Origin of the sequence: Methanosarcina sp. UBA411 (assembly GCF_002495725.1) — an archaeon.
In the GTDB taxonomy this organism is placed as follows: domain Archaea; phylum Halobacteriota; class Methanosarcinia; order Methanosarcinales; family Methanosarcinaceae; genus Methanosarcina.
This window is the reverse complement of the sequence record NZ_DAGK01000020.1, coordinates 94709-109492: the sequence shown is the minus strand read 5'-3', so window position 1 is coordinate 109492 and position 14784 is coordinate 94709. Positions and strand designations below refer to the sequence as shown.

Here is a 14784-nt window from a genome sequence, read left to right as displayed (position 1 = left end):
TGAGATTACTCGATATTATCTGCAGATAATTTTGGGGCAACCGCCTCGGTGTTTAAATTTATCTCTAAAATAGGAGAAATGATATATGACAGTTCAGAACCGAAAGATAGGATTTATCGGAGCAGGAAAAATGGGTTCTGCTCTCATGCAGGGAATTCTAAAGGCTGGAATTGTAAAGCCTGAGAATCTTGGTGCAAGCGATGTGTACGAACCTTTTTTGAACGATCTTAAGGCACAGCTGGGCATAAACGTATCGACTGACAATGCTGTTATTGCTCAGGCATCCGATGTTCTTATTCTTGCGGTAAAACCCCAGACTCTGGGCTCGGTACTCGAAAATCTTAAACCTTACATAACTTCCGATAAACTTATAATCTCAATTGCAGCCGGTGTGCCTCTTGCAACTTACGAGAGTGCCCTTCCCGAGGGCACAAGAGTTGTACGTGTAATGCCAAACATTGCAGCCACAGTTTCCGAAGCCGCTTCAGGAGTTTCTCCTGGGAAGAACGCTACTTCTGAAGATATGAAAACTGCTCTTGAGATCTTTTCTGCGGTAGGTACTGCAGTCCAAGAGCCTGAGTCCCTGATGGATGCCGTTACAGGTCTTTCAGGCAGTGGGCCGGCATTTATCTTTCCAGTAATTGAGGCAATGGCCGATGGAGCAGTTCTTGAAGGAATGGACAGGAAAAGTGCCCTTACTCTCGCAGCCCAGACTGTACTTGGGGCTGCAAAAATGATGCTTGAAACAGGCCTGCATCCCGGAGAACTCAAGGATATGGTTACTTCTCCTGCCGGAACCACCATTCAGGGCGTCCATGCCCTTGAAGAAGCCGGAATCAGGGCTGCATTTATGAATGCAGTTATAAAGGCAACAGAACGCTCAAAAGAGCTTGGAAAGAAGTAAATTTTCTTTTTTCCACTTTATTCTACTTTTTATTTCCTTTTATTTGCTTTTTGTCTACTTTCTTATTGATCTCATCCTAAAACTAATTTTATTCTCACTGTTTTTCAGTTCAAGTACGTATGTCCTACTTAGAAAATAACTATAATGGGCTTGAAATTTTTTACGTTAAACAATTTTTTGCTTGAATATAATTTTTAATATAATTTATTTTATATAATTTACGCTATTACTATGTGCTGGAATTGGGGAATAGAGCTGGGGTATCATCAAAAAGAAAAGAATTTCCTGGGGGTTGCTGATCCTTCTTCGAATCAATGTGCTTGGGGGAGCATAAATTCGGAGAGACTGTATTGGGGGATACAGTAGATACAGTACCTCTGGGATTCTTCTTGCATTAAATATTCAGAATAAATAAGTAGAAAATTCAATAGGTTTTATTCATGAAACATCTAAAAATATGTCCAAAATGCCACTCTAATCTGAAATTGCACTCAGATGGCGAGACCCAGTATTGTAGTGTTTGCAGTTACTGGACAAAAATAGGTACTGCAAGACTTGACTCAATAATGATTTATGGATAAAGATTCTTCAATTAAAGGATACTCAATTTTCTAAAATCTGAAAGAGTAAAAACTTATATTTATTTTTAGAATCTAAAGACTAAAATCAATCAAAAAATAGAAAAATGAACTGATCCCAGACTCAAAATATTCTTTCTTGAATTCTGTACTTTAAGCGACTAATTTAGTTTTTGATCATAAAAGTCGTTCTAAAAAATCCCGTTGATTAGGCTTGATCATGGGTTTGAGATCAGCATATTTACTCTTTTCTTTTTTGTAGTTTTTTCCGAATTATTCTTTGCTTTCCTTCTTCAGGCATAAAAACCAGTCAAGACAGTACATGTTATCTTTTGACTTACCAAGTCTTTCTTTTAAGGCTTCCATTGAGCTAGGAGCCGGAATTATGACATCATCTCCAGGCTGCCAGTTTGCAGGCGTTGCCACTTTCTCTGCTTCATTTTTCTGCAGAGCGGTCACAAGTCTCTTTATTTCTTGCATATTTCTTCCGGCTGACTGAGGATAATAAAGCATTGCTCTTATCTTTGCCTCGGGATCTATAATGAATACGGCTCTTACAGCCTGCGTGGTTGAAGCATTTGGTTGGATCATTCCGTATTTCTTTGCGACTTCCATTTTCAGGTCAGCAATTACCGGGAACTTGATCTCTATGTTTTTCATCCCTTTATATTCGATTTTTTCTTCAATCCTTTTAAGCCATGCAATATGGGAGAACACGCTGTCTATAGAAAGTCCTATAAGCTCAGTATTTATTTCTTGGAATTCATCCTGCATACTGGCAAAGGTCATGAATTCGGTAGTGCATACAGGTGTGAAATCTGCAGGATGGCTGAAAAGTATAACCCATTTGCCTTTGTAATCATCAGGAAAATTGATTTGTCCCTGAGTTGTCACTGCTGTAAATGAAGGTGCATCATCCCCAATCAGAGGCATGTGTATCTGTTCATACTCAGCTTCTACCATATTTTCACCTATTTTTTATCTCATGCAGTTTTCTTTCAGGATCGGAAACTGAGTGCAAGTTCAGAAGCTTACCCCTTAAAAGCCTTCCTTCCCTCAACCGTCCCCAAAATTACCTTATTATTACTTTCATTCTTATATATCTGTTCTGAAAAGATGACAAAAAATTTATTTTGTTAAAATTACTCTTTTTAAAATCTTATTCTCTTCTACATTTTATTTTTTTCCAAAATAAATACTATACACTTATTTTTGAGTCATTTTCTATTAATACTTTTTATTTTTCTTATTTATGTATTTTAACGCATCTTTTAAAAAATTCTGACCTCCTAACATCTTATTTTTAAAAAACAAGTCTTCTACTCCTTTCTTTTGGAAAATAATTTATCCTAGAACTTCTTTGTTATATGGGGGTTAAATGAGGAAGTTTGTTCGGCCAAAGGTTGTGGTTAGTAGGTGCCTTGGGTTTGACCACTGTAGATATAATGGGGGTATAATCAGCAGTCCGATAGTGGCGAACCTCATGGAGTATGTTGAGTTCCTGCCGGTCTGCCCGGAAGTGGAGATCGGGCTTGGTGTCCCAAGAGACCCGTTAAGAATTATTCTTGAGAACGGGGAACACAGGCTTATCCAGTCCACAAGCGGCAGGGATGTAACTGAAGCTATGGAGGCATTTTGTACTGATTTTCTCGGTTCCGCAGGAGAGATTGACGGTTTTATCCTGAAATACAGATCTCCTTCCTGCGGCATTAAGGACGTAAAAGTTTACCAAAGTGCAACGCTCAAATCAGCAGTAATTGGGAAATCTTCAGGGTACTTCGGAGGGGCAGTCCTAAAAGCGTTTCCTTACCTTCCTGTCGAGGATGAAGGAAGGCTAAGAAATTCTCGTATAAAAGAACATTTCATGACCAGGCTCTTTATGCTTGCCGCTTTCCGAAATGTAAAATCTGAAGGTCGCATGAGAGATCTTGTCACATTCCATTCAGAAAATAAGTATCTGCTCATGGTGTATAGCCAGGAGGAACTCCGGAAACTAGGAACTATTGTTGCAAATAAAGAGAAGAAGACATTTCAAGAATTGGTTTCTGAGTATGAAAAGCATCTTTACAGTGCCCTTTCCAGACCTCCGAAGTATACTTCAAGTATAAATGTGCTCATGCACGCCTTCGGGCATTTTTCAGAGAAGCTCTCAAGCCAGGAAAAAGCGCTATTTTTTGATTGGATCCAAAAATATAGGGATGGAAAAGCTTCTCTTTGCCCTGCAATTAGTACCATCAGGTCGTGGGCCGTGCGCTTTCAAGACCAGTACCTTACGAATCAAACTCTATTTGAACCCTATCCAGAAGGCCTGATGGAAGTCGACCACATAGACTCTCACCTCAGGGCAGACCTCTGGGAATGAACTTGCAGACTATGGAATTCTGGATGGGATAGTTTATGAAAAGTGTAACTGCTTTGCTTTATTTCTTTTTACTCTTTTATCTGGGAGAATCTCTCTTAAGCTGGACTTGCTCTGAAACTTCCGTGGATTCCTATATAGGCGATCCTGGGGAAAGTCTGATAGGAGTAGATATTGTAAATTCTGAACCTTACGGTGCTTCAATTACAGAGGAGTCAATTACTTCTGATACCTTTTCCCGAACTTATTCTTGGGACTACGAAGGTAGCCGCTGGCAGCTTACCCTGCCTCTTGACGATCAACTGTATGAAATGTATACATCTAAGACTAGAAACCGGGATTATGACCTATTCGCTTCGGATCCATATGATGACTGGCTAATTGAAGACATTGCAGAGGCTTTACTTTCTCTTTCAAAAGCTCACGGGCTTGAAAAATGGCAAATTCCGGGACTCTGCATTTCTTTTGTACAATCCCTGAACTATACCTCGGATCTAGAAAGTTCGGGTTACGCTCAGTATCCACGTTTCCCTTATGAAACTCTCTATGAGAACGGCGGGGACTGTGAAGATACCTCAATTCTCTCCGTGGCAATTCTTCAGGAGATGGGTTACGATGCTGTCCTTCTGGAACTTCCCGAGCATATGGCTCTCGGGATAAAGTGTGACACTGAGCAAAAAGGCAGGTGTTTTGAGTACGAAGGCAGTAATTATTACTATCTGGAAACTACAGGCAACGACTGGCAGATAGGGGAAATCCCTGAAGAATATGCAGACCAGCCTGTACAGGTTGTGCCTGTTTACAGAAGGCCTATGATTAAGCTTGATTTCAAAGCGCAATGCGAATACTCAAAAACAGAAGGAATTGTCGATGTTAACGTAACAATAAGAAACGTGGGTTCGGAAAGATCTGAAAATACAACCATCTACGTTTCCCTTCAGGCTGAAGACAAGCTCTCCTTATGGGATGAAATTGAAAGTTCTCCAGTTACCGTTGAACCGGAAGGGGTTTATAATTATACTGCAAAAGGCCTTACAGTTCCTGCAGGAAAAAAGTTCAGGGTATACGTGCAGGCATCTGGAGAGAACTCAGTACCTGAGAACATAAATAGCGAGTGGGCCATTGTCTGAGAATCCGGATCTCTGGAAAGAGTTGTATAAAAAAGAACGCACGTAACAATCTAACTTAGAAAGCTTTGTAAAAGCCTAAATTAATTAGAGACTTCTAACTTTTACGATGCCTTCGAAAAAAAGAGAATTCAAAAGAGAAAGATTGTTAAGAGTGAGGCTTTCTCGGTTGATGAGCATATTTCAATATTAGCGAATTATTCTTGAGATTGTAAACAAGAAGGAACCTGACATTACACGAAGACAAAGTTCCTCATATCCACATTCTGGATTCTGGCTTCAATTTAACTGGATAAAGATGTGATATTGGCTTCCAACATGAGGCGAAGTTTGAAAATAATGTTCAGAATACGAAGTGAGAGAGACTTTCCTGCCAATACGTACAAATCTAAAAACGCAACAATACAGATTTTTTATTGACATCTTTTTCCAGATGCGTATTTCTGGCATAAATATTAACAGTTTAAATAGAAAAATTGACTTATGTTTATTTAATATCCATTTGCTTGATAAACAGCTTTATATAATTATAACTAAAAAACTAGAAAAATATATATCCTAAAAAATTATTTTCAATGACTATCTAGGTAATTAATGGGCGAGTTTTTATGATTAAATCAAAGAAGGATTATATATTTCACTTAAAAGCAGATGAGATTGCACTTAGGAAAAAAAGAGGTACAATTCAGTATTATAGGGATTATTTTTTGGATGATATCTGGAAATTTGAGAGATTACTAAGGAAAAGAGAGTACTATATAAATTGTAAAAAAAGTATTATATATAAACCGTATCATCTGTATCTTTATTTTAAATTCCAAAGATTAAGCACGAAATTAGGATTTACTATACCTCCAAATGTATTCGGGCCTGGATTATCTATTGCTCATAAAGGTACTTTAATTGTAAATAGCAATGCAAAAATTGGTGAAAATTGTCGCATTCATACTGGCGTAAATATTGGAACAAATGTCTTTAGTAGGGAGTACAAATTAAGACCGGATTTTGTATTGCCTGTGCCAAAAATAGGAAATAATGTATATATTGGTCCCGGCGTTAAAATCTTTGGAGATATTGAAATTGCAGATAATATCGCAATAGGTGCGAATTCAGTAGTAAACAAATCCTTTAAAGAAGAAGGTATTACAATAGCAGGAGTTCCAGCAAAAAAAGTTAGTAATGAAGGATTTGATAAATGTTACTATAAAGCTACGGATATTTTAAGAGGATTCTATAAGCCTCCTCAGTAGTTTGCTTGTTATTACGTGAAGACGAAAGGTTTTAATGTCCACATTCCGTATCCTAGCTTTAATTCAACCGGACAAAAATGCAACATTGGCAGCATAACCGAGAGTTGGGAATAAGGTCAAGAATTAAAAATAAGAGCTACTTTCATGTCAACTAACTTATACCTGCAAAAGTATGGAGAACCTGCAAACGTATGAGTTTCTCAATAAATTTCTTATTTTCGGAGTTACTTATAAATCGAATATAAGCAATCTATTATTAGCTTACTAAAGCATTATTAGTTTATTAAAGCATTTTGCATTTAGGGGTGGTCAAATGAACAAAAAACTGTATAGATCAAAGAAGAACAGAATTATTGCAGGTGTATGTGGTGGGATAGGTGAATACTTTAACGTTGATCCTACGCTTATAAGGCTTTTATGGTTACTCATTTCTGTAATGAGTGTGGGAAGCGGTATAATCGCCTATGCAATAGCATGGATTATAATTCCTGAGGAGCCCTGAACTTTTGAGAAAAATCTAAGTACTCTTCTGGAATAACCAAAATTTTGGAAAAAGCCAAAATTTCTCTAGCATAGTCCGCAGAGTTTATGAAATAGTGCTCCCGAAGTAATTCGGGAGATTTATCATTTTCTGTTGTTTTGAAGCTTAAGCGGTTTGCTGGTTGAAAAGCTGGTCTATAAACCATTGGGGATCGAACTTTTTTAAGTCTTCATAGCCCTGTCCTATCCCGAAAAAGAGGATGGGTTTGCCTGTAATATAAGCAATGGATATCGCAGCTCCTCCTTTTGCATCAGCGTCTATTTTTGTCAGAATGGATCCATCAATTGGGACAGCTTCATTGAACTGTGCAGCCCTTTCAACTGCATCGTTTCCTGCTACGGCTTCATCTACAAAAATTATAAGGTCCGGAGTGCTTACCCTGCAGATTTTTTCCATCTGCGACATAAGGTTAAGATTTGTATGCATTCTACCTGCGGTGTCGGAAAGCACAAAATCAATTTTATGTGCTTTTGCATACTGCACAGCATCGTAAATAACTGCAGCAGGATCGGCTCCAGGCTGATGTTTAATCATCTTTACTCCAAGTCTGTCAGCATGGATTCCAAGCTGGTCAATGGCACCTGCTCTGAAAGTATCTCCTGCAGCGAGAACTACCGAATAATCTGATTTGAGCAGGTAGCGCGTCATTTTTGCAATAGATGTCGTTTTTCCTGTCCCGTTAATTCCTACAAAGACTATATGGACAGGTTTTTCCTTGTCCCTTACATATTCATCAAAATCAAAAGTATTAGCAGACACTACATCAAGGATAGCTTTTTTCAGGGCTTCCTCTACAATTTCTCCGGTATTGCTGCCAATGCGTTTTGTGGTTCCTGTGAGCTGTTTTTTTACGGACTCCACAATTGCCTCGGAAACTGAGAGGGCAAGGTCGCTTTCAAGAAGTCCCATTTCAAGTTCCCAGAGAGGCTCTTCCAGATCTTTACTGTCCAGATAGACTTCTCTATTAAAGACTAGAGCCTTTGCTTTTTGTGTAAATCCGATATTTGAGAATCTTTTAAAAAAGGACTTTTTTTCTTCAGGTAAGTTTTCTTCCTCAGGTTTGCTCTCTACCGTCTTTTTTCTGTCTTCAAGTTTCTTCCTGTATTCAGCTTTTTTTCTGTCTTCTATCCCGACAGTTGCAGGTGCAGTTGCTACAGGTTTAACTTCTACGGGTTCGGCTTCGTAACTATCCTCTTCCGTTAGCTTTTCAAGAGCTTCTTCCTCTGGAATGGGCTCAATATCCTCTTCAAAGCCTTCTTCGGCCTCAGGTACAGGCTCAACCACCGGTTCGATATCTACTGCTTTATCGTCAATAGTTTTGCTGAGCGCCTTTTTAAAATTCCCAAGTTTCTCTTTGAATTTGTTGAACACAGGATCCCATCCCAAAAAATTCAATAAAAAATAGTAATTTATTCAAAGTAAAAAGTTCGTCCTCAAATCTGGGTTTTGAGCCCATCCTTTTTTATTTGAGCCAGGTCTTTTAGGCCTGGCCAGGTTGCTGAAGCCTTGCAGCCTCAGATTCCAGGGCCTGCATACCCTGTACATAGTTAGTCAGTGAAGCATTCATCTGTTCGAGAATTTTCATAAGCTGCTCTTTGCGGCGGTTCAGGGTTTCAACGGCTTCATCAGCAGTCTTTTCAGCACTGAAGCCTGCTCCAAGGTCCACAACAACCTTATCTGCATTTTTTATTTCGGCATAAACGAATGAGCCAAATCCAACCGATACCATCGTTTCGGCAATCTTGTCTTCAGCTGAGGCGGTCTTAAGCTCGTCGATGGTTACGATTGTCTGGTCACAGCTTGTAATAGAAGCCTGAACCATGTTCATCTGCTGCCTCAAGGCTTCGGCCTGTCTCTGGAATTCCTGATGCCTGGCTGCTATATTTCTAATATCTTCACTGACTTCTGCCATATCCTTCACTCCTCAGCAATGCTTTCGATCTGGATCTGGCTTCTTTTAATTCCATGCTTGCTTCCGAAGACAGAATAGACCTTATCTGTTGCGTTCTTTTCATTCTGACTTTCGATTTGCTTTGTGAATTTTTCCCAGGAATGTCCTGCTTTAAATTTGCCTTTAACAATAAAACTCTTCATCTTGGTCACCACTCTTGCTGTAATTTTTACGAAACAGGTGGATTAATATCACTCTAAAAATCCGAGGGCTTCCTCGATTCTCCCAAGTTCGGGTCCTGTAGTGTCTGAACCTGCCAGATAGCTTTTTGAATTTGCAAGCAGGCCTGAGCCTAGCATCTGAGTCCCAAAGTTCGTAGTCCCTATATTTACTGGAAGCTCGAAAAGCTTTTCCAGAATTTCTATTTCTGAAGATGTTACTTTCGGGTGCACCAGAAGCCCTTTGTTGGTAACAACGCCTGCCATCCCTACATTCTTTATCCCGGCAATCGTTCCCCTGTAAACTTCTACTTTGAGGGTACTGGCAATTGTCTCAATAGCCTTGTCTGACAGTTCGGGATGGACAAGGGCCGCGGAATCATTTGCAAGTACAATGTTTCCGACTGCATTCAGCTTGTCCGGAAGGATCTCAGCCTTAACTCCTGTTAGCTCCTTCATCTTCTTGGTATCAGTTCCGTATGAAAAAAGGAAGCCATTTGAGTTTCCTCTGGAAAGGGCTCCGATAACAACGCTTCCGTTTACAAGAGTCTCAATGACATTTACATCGAGTGAATCCTCTAGTATGGCACAGGTTTCGGGTTTTGTTCCGGGAGGAACGAGAATAACATCTTCTGTGCAGGTTGCAAAGACCCCTATCATTGGGGTGTCGTAGATATCCACTGTTCTAATCATATTCTTTGAAGCTTCGCGTCTTCTAGTATATTTTACTGGGCGAGTTCTGCCTGTACCTCGCCATCAGCGAATTTTACAGCTCTGACCCGGATGGAGAGAGGAGGCTTTTCACAGCCTTTTTCCCAGAGGCGCTCATTAATTGATTTGTCCAGTTTGACCTGCACAGAATCAACCTTCATGTGCTTTACGAGAAAACCTCTTACTTCAGTAACTGCTCTGTTTGCTCTTTTCCATGCAGGTACGTTCTTTACCTTCCTAAGAGGGATTGTGTATATCTGTTCTTTTACCATGTCGTCGGCCATTTTTCCCACCTTCCTCGCTTACTTCACATCCAGGCTTCTTCTTCTCCAGTGCCTGCGTCTGGGATGACTCACGACCTTCCGGTTAGTTTTCACAATGACCCACACTGGAACGCGTGTGTTCTGTTTGTGCGCCTTTGCAAGACGCCTCTTCTGTCCTTTCATGTTATGACTCAAGTGGATCACACCTGTTGACCTGTAAATGACTTAATTTCGTTAATTTCCGGTTATATCCGATAATTAGCTGATTGTGATTTTAACCCTTGGATAATCGAGGTTTTTTTCCTGCCAGTTAAAAGGCAGTTTTTAAAACCATATCCGGTAAATTCTATGAGGGTCTCGGTTAATATGCAGCAGTATAAGGGTTGAATATAACTCGATTATTGTATAAATCTTTATTCCAGAATTTTTCCCCTTCCGGAAGACTTCCTGATTTCAAGACACACTTTCTTCAGGGCAGTTTTTCCTGGAAATCACATGGGACTGGATATGGGCAGGAAACAGTTCCTTTATTTTTTCCTCACCATCTCTCTGCCTGATTAGCTCCCTGAGTTCGGTTTCATAATCGGCTTTTTGAGTATTCTCACTCGGGCCCTCTTCAATTTTTAGATAATGCTCTACAAGAATACTCACGGTTTTTTTACCATATCCCTTTAAAGGGCATATATACTGAACTCCCAATCGATCTTCAATACTTCGTATCTGTGAGATCGAGAGTACAGGAACTCTATCATCCCTTCTGGTCCCATCAGCAATTAGTTTAACTTCCGGATCCAAAGCAAGAGTTTCTACGGCTTTTTCGTGGATATAATTAATTGCACTTTTTGGGAACCCGTCTTTCATTATTTTCTCGTAAGCTTTTTCAAGGATTTCCCATTCCAGAGATATAACTCTGTGAGGGAACCCTAAGTTTTTTGCAGTTTTTGCTGCCAGCTCGCCATTGGGGAGCAGACCGAAGCTGCAGGTTACGAGTTCAATCTCAAAAAACGGTTCCATTATAAGGGCAGAGAGCGAACTGTCCTTGCCTCCGCTAAATAGGACCGAAATTTTCATTGCTTTTAAACCCTGGTTATAGACGTCTTACGCTTTTTTGGCTGCATCCTCATCAGGAGTGTTTTAAGCTGTTCGTCACTGATTTGAGACGGGAGCCTTCCACTCTGAGCAAGCGAGATCAGCTGCATTTCAAGCTGTTCCCCAAGAGCCGGTCTTGACATTTTTAAGGTTGTAAGGCGTTCTCTAGCTTCTGGAGTCAGGATCTGTCTCAGGATGGACTGTTTCTGAGCTTCCATTTCAGCTTTGGCCTGTTCCTGCTGGTAAGCTGCCTGGATGTCAGATGGCTGGTTCTGTGCCTGCTGTCTCTGGATTTCTGCAAGCCGTCTCTTCCGAATTTCGTTGAGTTCGTCATCCATTGTAGACATGGCAATCATCTAATAAAACCGGTTTTCCGGAGCAATCGAGATTAAGATTAATAATATTTGAAAGGGAATCCTAAGTAATTTTCAGGCCCCCTTCAGATGGAAAATATTCTCAGTATTTTGCAAGTTCAGGGATTTTCTCAAGAAGTTCGTGCTTGAGATCATTGGCTGCATTATCAAGCATGGAACGTCCCTTTGCAGATACAGTTCTTCCGTCCTTTACTTTTTGCAGGTAACCTGCAGCCTCAAGCTGCTGTACTGCCTTTCTGGCAACCGAACCGCTGCCTTTTGCTTTGGTTCCTGGTTTTGATCCGTTATCCTTTTTTCCACCGTATACTGAGCGAAGCCTTTCAATTCCTACAGGCCCATCGGTATAGATTTTCCTCAGGATCGCAGCGGTTCTGATATACCACCAATCATCATTGTTCGGTGGGAGTTCCTTGTGAACCCCGGTCTTTACGTTCTTTGCCCATTCAGGGGGAACGATATTTTCATTTTCTTTAAGAATGCCTGCAACCTTTTCGATGAGTTCCATTGCAGGGACATCAAATACTGTTGTCATGCTCTCCACACCTTTTCTAAATTAGGTTTTCTTTGCAGATCCTGAGAGATAGTGCCGATTCTTCTCCCTGGCTGCCAGAAATCTACTTTTTCCCGAAACGAGGTAACTCATTCTCTTTCGAGAGGTCCTTTCTTATCCTTATAGCTGGATTTATGGACTCTAATGGTTTGGGCTTTCAGGCCCGATAAGCCGGTAAATGTGATTTTAGTTTAAACTGGAAGGAAGTTGACATATTTATCAATTACTGTGTTTAGATATCTATTAGATATCTGTATACAATCGATCAGGTAACTTATAGCGTGAAAAATTTCAAACTGAAAAACGATCTAATTGTATCGAATTGACTTTTGTCGATTGACGCAAGTGCGAACATCCAGCGTAATTATTTTCAAGATATAAAAGCATTTTGCGGATTCACAAAAACCTCAGTTGAACTTATTCTGGAATCTGAAAAGGGAATTACGTCTGGCTTATTGATGAGACAGAGTCGCATTAAAGTGCATATTATTAATTTTTAAAGATTTCTGCTTCGGTAAGACCTGCCTTTGACCTTTGGACAAAGGCATTACATTATTATCGTATTCTTTATTTTTATCCCTTATATTAACTTATTTTATTATGTCTTACCAGGAGTTTAGTAATTATACTACATGCTATACTACATGCCGTTTTATCGTATTTTTCAAGATAATATCTTCTTCTGTAGGCTTCAAGCTCTGACAAAGGCTCAATGCTGCAATATTATTTATTGCGTATATTTATAACTTTTATGTTTTCATAATTTTAAGGGCTTCCTTACCATAGAAAGGACAAATATTAATATGAAACTCATTTATGAATCAGAAAAAATATAATTTTTATTATATTTTCTTTCATTATATAGATAGAAGGATTTATGTAATATCATGTTTTCAACTATTTTTCATTGTAATTAAATATTAATTACTGAGGTACTACGCGCTAGAGAAAGAAAAGGGTTAACGTACTTTATGTATGGACAACTACTTTTACAATAATTGCACAGAGAGTGCCTTAATCAGGGTACAGCCTGAAGAATATCAAATAGAAAACGAGGCATACCATTGACGAAAGTTGTAGAAATCTCTCCAACCACGAGACATGAAGGCCACTCAAAGCTCACCCTGAAAGTAGATGATCAGGGTATTGTCGAGCGAGGAGATTGGCTCTCCATCACCCCGGTTAGGGGTATTGAGAAGCTCGCCATAGGTAAGACGATGGAACAGGTCCCGAAGATTGCTTCTAGGGTCTGCGGTATCTGTCCTATTGCCCACACCCTGGCAAGTACCGAGGCCATGGAGGCCTCTATCGGCTGCGAGATCCCTGAAGACGCAAAGCTTCTGCGGGTAATTCTCCATGCAGCGAACCGCCTCCACAGCATCGCCCTGCACAACATTTTGATCCTCCCAGACTTTTACATTCCTGGAACAGAGACAAAGTTCAACATGTTCACCAAGGAGGAGCCTGCCAGGAGCGTTATGGCAAGGATTTCCCGCATTCGCGAGATCGGACAGACAATTGGAGCCATCGCAGGCGGCGAGGCGATTCATCCCTCCAACCCTAGGATCGGCGGGATGTACCAAAATGTGAGCTCCCGGGCAAAGCAGAAAATGGCGGACTTGGCAAAGGAAGGTCTTGTCCTTGCCCACGAGCAGATGGAGTTCATGCTCGAGGTCATAAGGAACATGCAGAACCGGGGTTTCGTCGAGGTAGGGGGCAAGCAGATCCCTATTCCAAAGACACTCGGGTATCACAATCAGGGAGTCATGGCCACATCTCCTATGTACGGCTCATCTAGTCTGGATGAGAAACCCATGTGGGATATCGCCCGGTGGAAGGAAACCCGACCATGGGACTGGTACATGGGTGAAGTAACCATCGATCTTGAGGATCCGAGCTACCCATTCGGAGGCACAACTAAGGTCGGCACCAAGGCCAATCCCCGGATGGAGGCCTGCAACGGTGTTCCTATGTACGACGGCCAGCCAGTTGAGGTCGGTCCGAGGGCAAGGCTATCCACCTTCAAGAACTTCGACGAAAAGGGCACCTTCGCTCAGCACATCGCTAGGCAGATGGAGTACCCTGACTGCTGCTATACCATCCTCAAGTGCCTTGACGACCTGAATACCTCGGGCAAGGTACTCGCCGACAACATTCCCCTAGGAGACGGATCTTTGGGATGGGCTGCAAACGAGGCCCCACGCGGGACCGATGTCCACCTTGCAAAAGTGAAAGATGGACGGGTGCTGTGGTACGAAATGCTGGTGCCCACTACCTGGAACTTCCCTACCTGTAGCCGCGCTTTGGCTGGAGCGCCCTGGGAGATCGCCGAGATGGTCGTTCGGGCCTATGACCCGTGCGTCTCATGCGCAACCCACATGATCGTGCTAGACGAGGAGAACAAGATAGTCGCCCAGAAGCTCATGCAGTGGTGAAGGGAATGGAAACGCTGTACTCCGAGATCGTGGTGGCAGGCTGCGGGAACCCTCTTTTTGCGGATGATGGGTTCGGACCCGCAGTCGTGGAGAGTCTCAAGGATATTAAGCTCCCCGAGAACGTCACGGTAGTTGACGCAGGGCTCGGGGGCCCCCATTTTATCTTTACTCTCCTCAATCCTGAGTCCACAAAGACTCTTATCATCGTGGACATAGCGGACTTCGGGGGGGAACCTGGCGAGCTCAGGTGGCTCGATGTTGACGAGCTCCCCGTGGGGAGCTACCGGGATGCCCACTCATGGGATCTTACAGAGCCGCTCCAGCTTATCAAGGACAATATCCGGATCCGGATCCTTGCATGCCAGAAGAAATACGTTTCTGACCCTGAAATGGTCATCGGGATTACAGACGAGGTACAGAGAGCCATTCCCGGAGCCGTATCCGAGATACTGAAAGAAATCGGGATGAACTATGAAACTGCTTAACTCCATCAA

The 14784-nt window shown here is 41.5% G+C and carries 17 protein-coding genes; 7 read left to right on the top strand and 10 right to left on the bottom strand.

Annotation, left to right across the window (positions count from 1 at the left end):
* Positions 1-85 precede the first annotated feature (85 nt).
* Positions 86-904 carry a pyrroline-5-carboxylate reductase gene (gene proC / locus BP861_RS07850; protein ID WP_292374162.1) on the top strand — a complete coding sequence of 273 codons (819 nt, stop codon included), beginning with the start codon at positions 86-88 and terminating at the stop codon, positions 902-904.
* A gap of 851 nt (positions 905-1755) precedes the next feature.
* On the opposite strand, the gene BP861_RS07845 is transcribed toward proC, so the two are convergent.
* Positions 1756-2445, bottom strand: coding sequence for a peroxiredoxin (locus BP861_RS07845; protein WP_292374160.1), 690 nt, complete (start codon positions 2443-2445; stop codon positions 1756-1758).
* Between the two features lie 415 nt (positions 2446-2860).
* Between BP861_RS07845 and BP861_RS07840 the strand changes: the two genes are divergently transcribed.
* From BP861_RS07840 to BP861_RS07825, 4 genes are all read left to right on the top strand, one after another.
* A complete protein-coding gene (locus BP861_RS07840; RefSeq protein WP_292374158.1) occupies positions 2861-3844 on the top strand; it encodes a YbgA family protein in 984 nt (327 codons plus the stop codon).
* 35 nt (positions 3845-3879) lie between these two features.
* Complete coding sequence (locus tag BP861_RS07835) at positions 3880-4971, top strand: hypothetical protein (RefSeq protein ID WP_292374156.1); 1092 nt, start codon at positions 3880-3882, stop codon at positions 4969-4971.
* Positions 4972-5576: 605 nt separating this feature from the next.
* Positions 5577-6218 carry a serine O-acetyltransferase gene (locus BP861_RS07830; RefSeq protein WP_292374154.1) on the top strand — a complete coding sequence of 214 codons (642 nt, stop codon included), beginning with the start codon at positions 5577-5579 and terminating at the stop codon, positions 6216-6218.
* 313 nt (positions 6219-6531) lie between these two features.
* Positions 6532-6720: a PspC domain-containing protein gene (locus BP861_RS07825; protein WP_292374153.1), complete on the top strand. Its 189-nt coding sequence runs from the start codon at positions 6532-6534 to the stop codon at positions 6718-6720.
* A gap of 144 nt (positions 6721-6864) precedes the next feature.
* Here the strand turns inward: BP861_RS07825 and ftsY are convergent, their stop codons facing one another.
* The 9 genes from ftsY to BP861_RS07780 all read right to left on the bottom strand — a co-directional run bounded on the left by ftsY (position 6865) and on the right by BP861_RS07780 (position 11837).
* The gene (gene ftsY, locus BP861_RS07820; RefSeq protein WP_292374150.1) at positions 6865-8130 is read right to left on the bottom strand and encodes a signal recognition particle-docking protein FtsY; all 1266 of its coding nucleotides are present in this window, start codon (positions 8128-8130) and stop codon (positions 6865-6867) included.
* A gap of 109 nt (positions 8131-8239) precedes the next feature.
* Positions 8240-8671 carry a prefoldin subunit alpha gene (gene pfdA / locus BP861_RS07815; protein WP_292374148.1) on the bottom strand — a complete coding sequence of 144 codons (432 nt, stop codon included), beginning with the start codon at positions 8669-8671 and terminating at the stop codon, positions 8240-8242.
* A gap of 5 nt (positions 8672-8676) precedes the next feature.
* Positions 8677-8853 carry a 50S ribosomal protein L18Ae gene (rpl18a, locus tag BP861_RS07810; RefSeq protein ID WP_349681008.1) on the bottom strand — a complete coding sequence of 59 codons (177 nt, stop codon included), beginning with the start codon at positions 8851-8853 and terminating at the stop codon, positions 8677-8679.
* A 48-nt stretch (positions 8854-8901) separates the two neighbouring features.
* Positions 8902-9561 (bottom strand): translation initiation factor IF-6, encoded by a 660-nt coding sequence (locus tag BP861_RS07805; RefSeq protein ID WP_292374146.1) that lies wholly within the window; start codon positions 9559-9561, stop codon positions 8902-8904.
* 32 nt (positions 9562-9593) lie between these two features.
* Positions 9594-9863, bottom strand: coding sequence for a 50S ribosomal protein L31e (locus BP861_RS07800; RefSeq protein ID WP_292374144.1), 270 nt, complete (start codon positions 9861-9863; stop codon positions 9594-9596).
* Positions 9864-9881: 18 nt separating this feature from the next.
* Positions 9882-10037 (bottom strand): 50S ribosomal protein L39e, encoded by a 156-nt coding sequence (locus BP861_RS07795; protein ID WP_082086800.1) that lies wholly within the window; start codon positions 10035-10037, stop codon positions 9882-9884.
* A 258-nt stretch (positions 10038-10295) separates the two neighbouring features.
* Positions 10296-10913, bottom strand: a complete 618-nt coding sequence (locus tag BP861_RS07790; RefSeq protein WP_292374140.1) for a DUF7411 family protein — start codon at positions 10911-10913, stop codon at positions 10296-10298.
* Positions 10914-10918: 5 nt separating this feature from the next.
* Positions 10919-11287 carry a DNA-binding protein gene (locus BP861_RS07785; protein WP_292374138.1) on the bottom strand — a complete coding sequence of 123 codons (369 nt, stop codon included), beginning with the start codon at positions 11285-11287 and terminating at the stop codon, positions 10919-10921.
* A 100-nt stretch (positions 11288-11387) separates the two neighbouring features.
* On the bottom strand, positions 11388-11837 hold the full coding sequence (locus BP861_RS07780; RefSeq protein WP_292374136.1) for a 30S ribosomal protein S19e: 450 nt from the start codon (positions 11835-11837) through the stop codon (positions 11388-11390).
* 1082 nt (positions 11838-12919) lie between these two features.
* Here BP861_RS07780 and frhA point away from each other — a divergent pair.
* Positions 12920-14290 (top strand): coenzyme F420 hydrogenase subunit alpha, encoded by a 1371-nt coding sequence (gene frhA, locus BP861_RS07775; protein WP_292374134.1) that lies wholly within the window; start codon positions 12920-12922, stop codon positions 14288-14290.
* The gene (gene frhD / locus BP861_RS07770) at positions 14284-14775 is read left to right on the top strand and encodes a coenzyme F420-reducing hydrogenase, FrhD protein (RefSeq protein ID WP_292374132.1); all 492 of its coding nucleotides are present in this window, start codon (positions 14284-14286) and stop codon (positions 14773-14775) included. The genes frhA and frhD overlap by 7 nt, the downstream gene beginning before the upstream one ends.
* Positions 14776-14784: the final 9 nt, after the last annotated feature.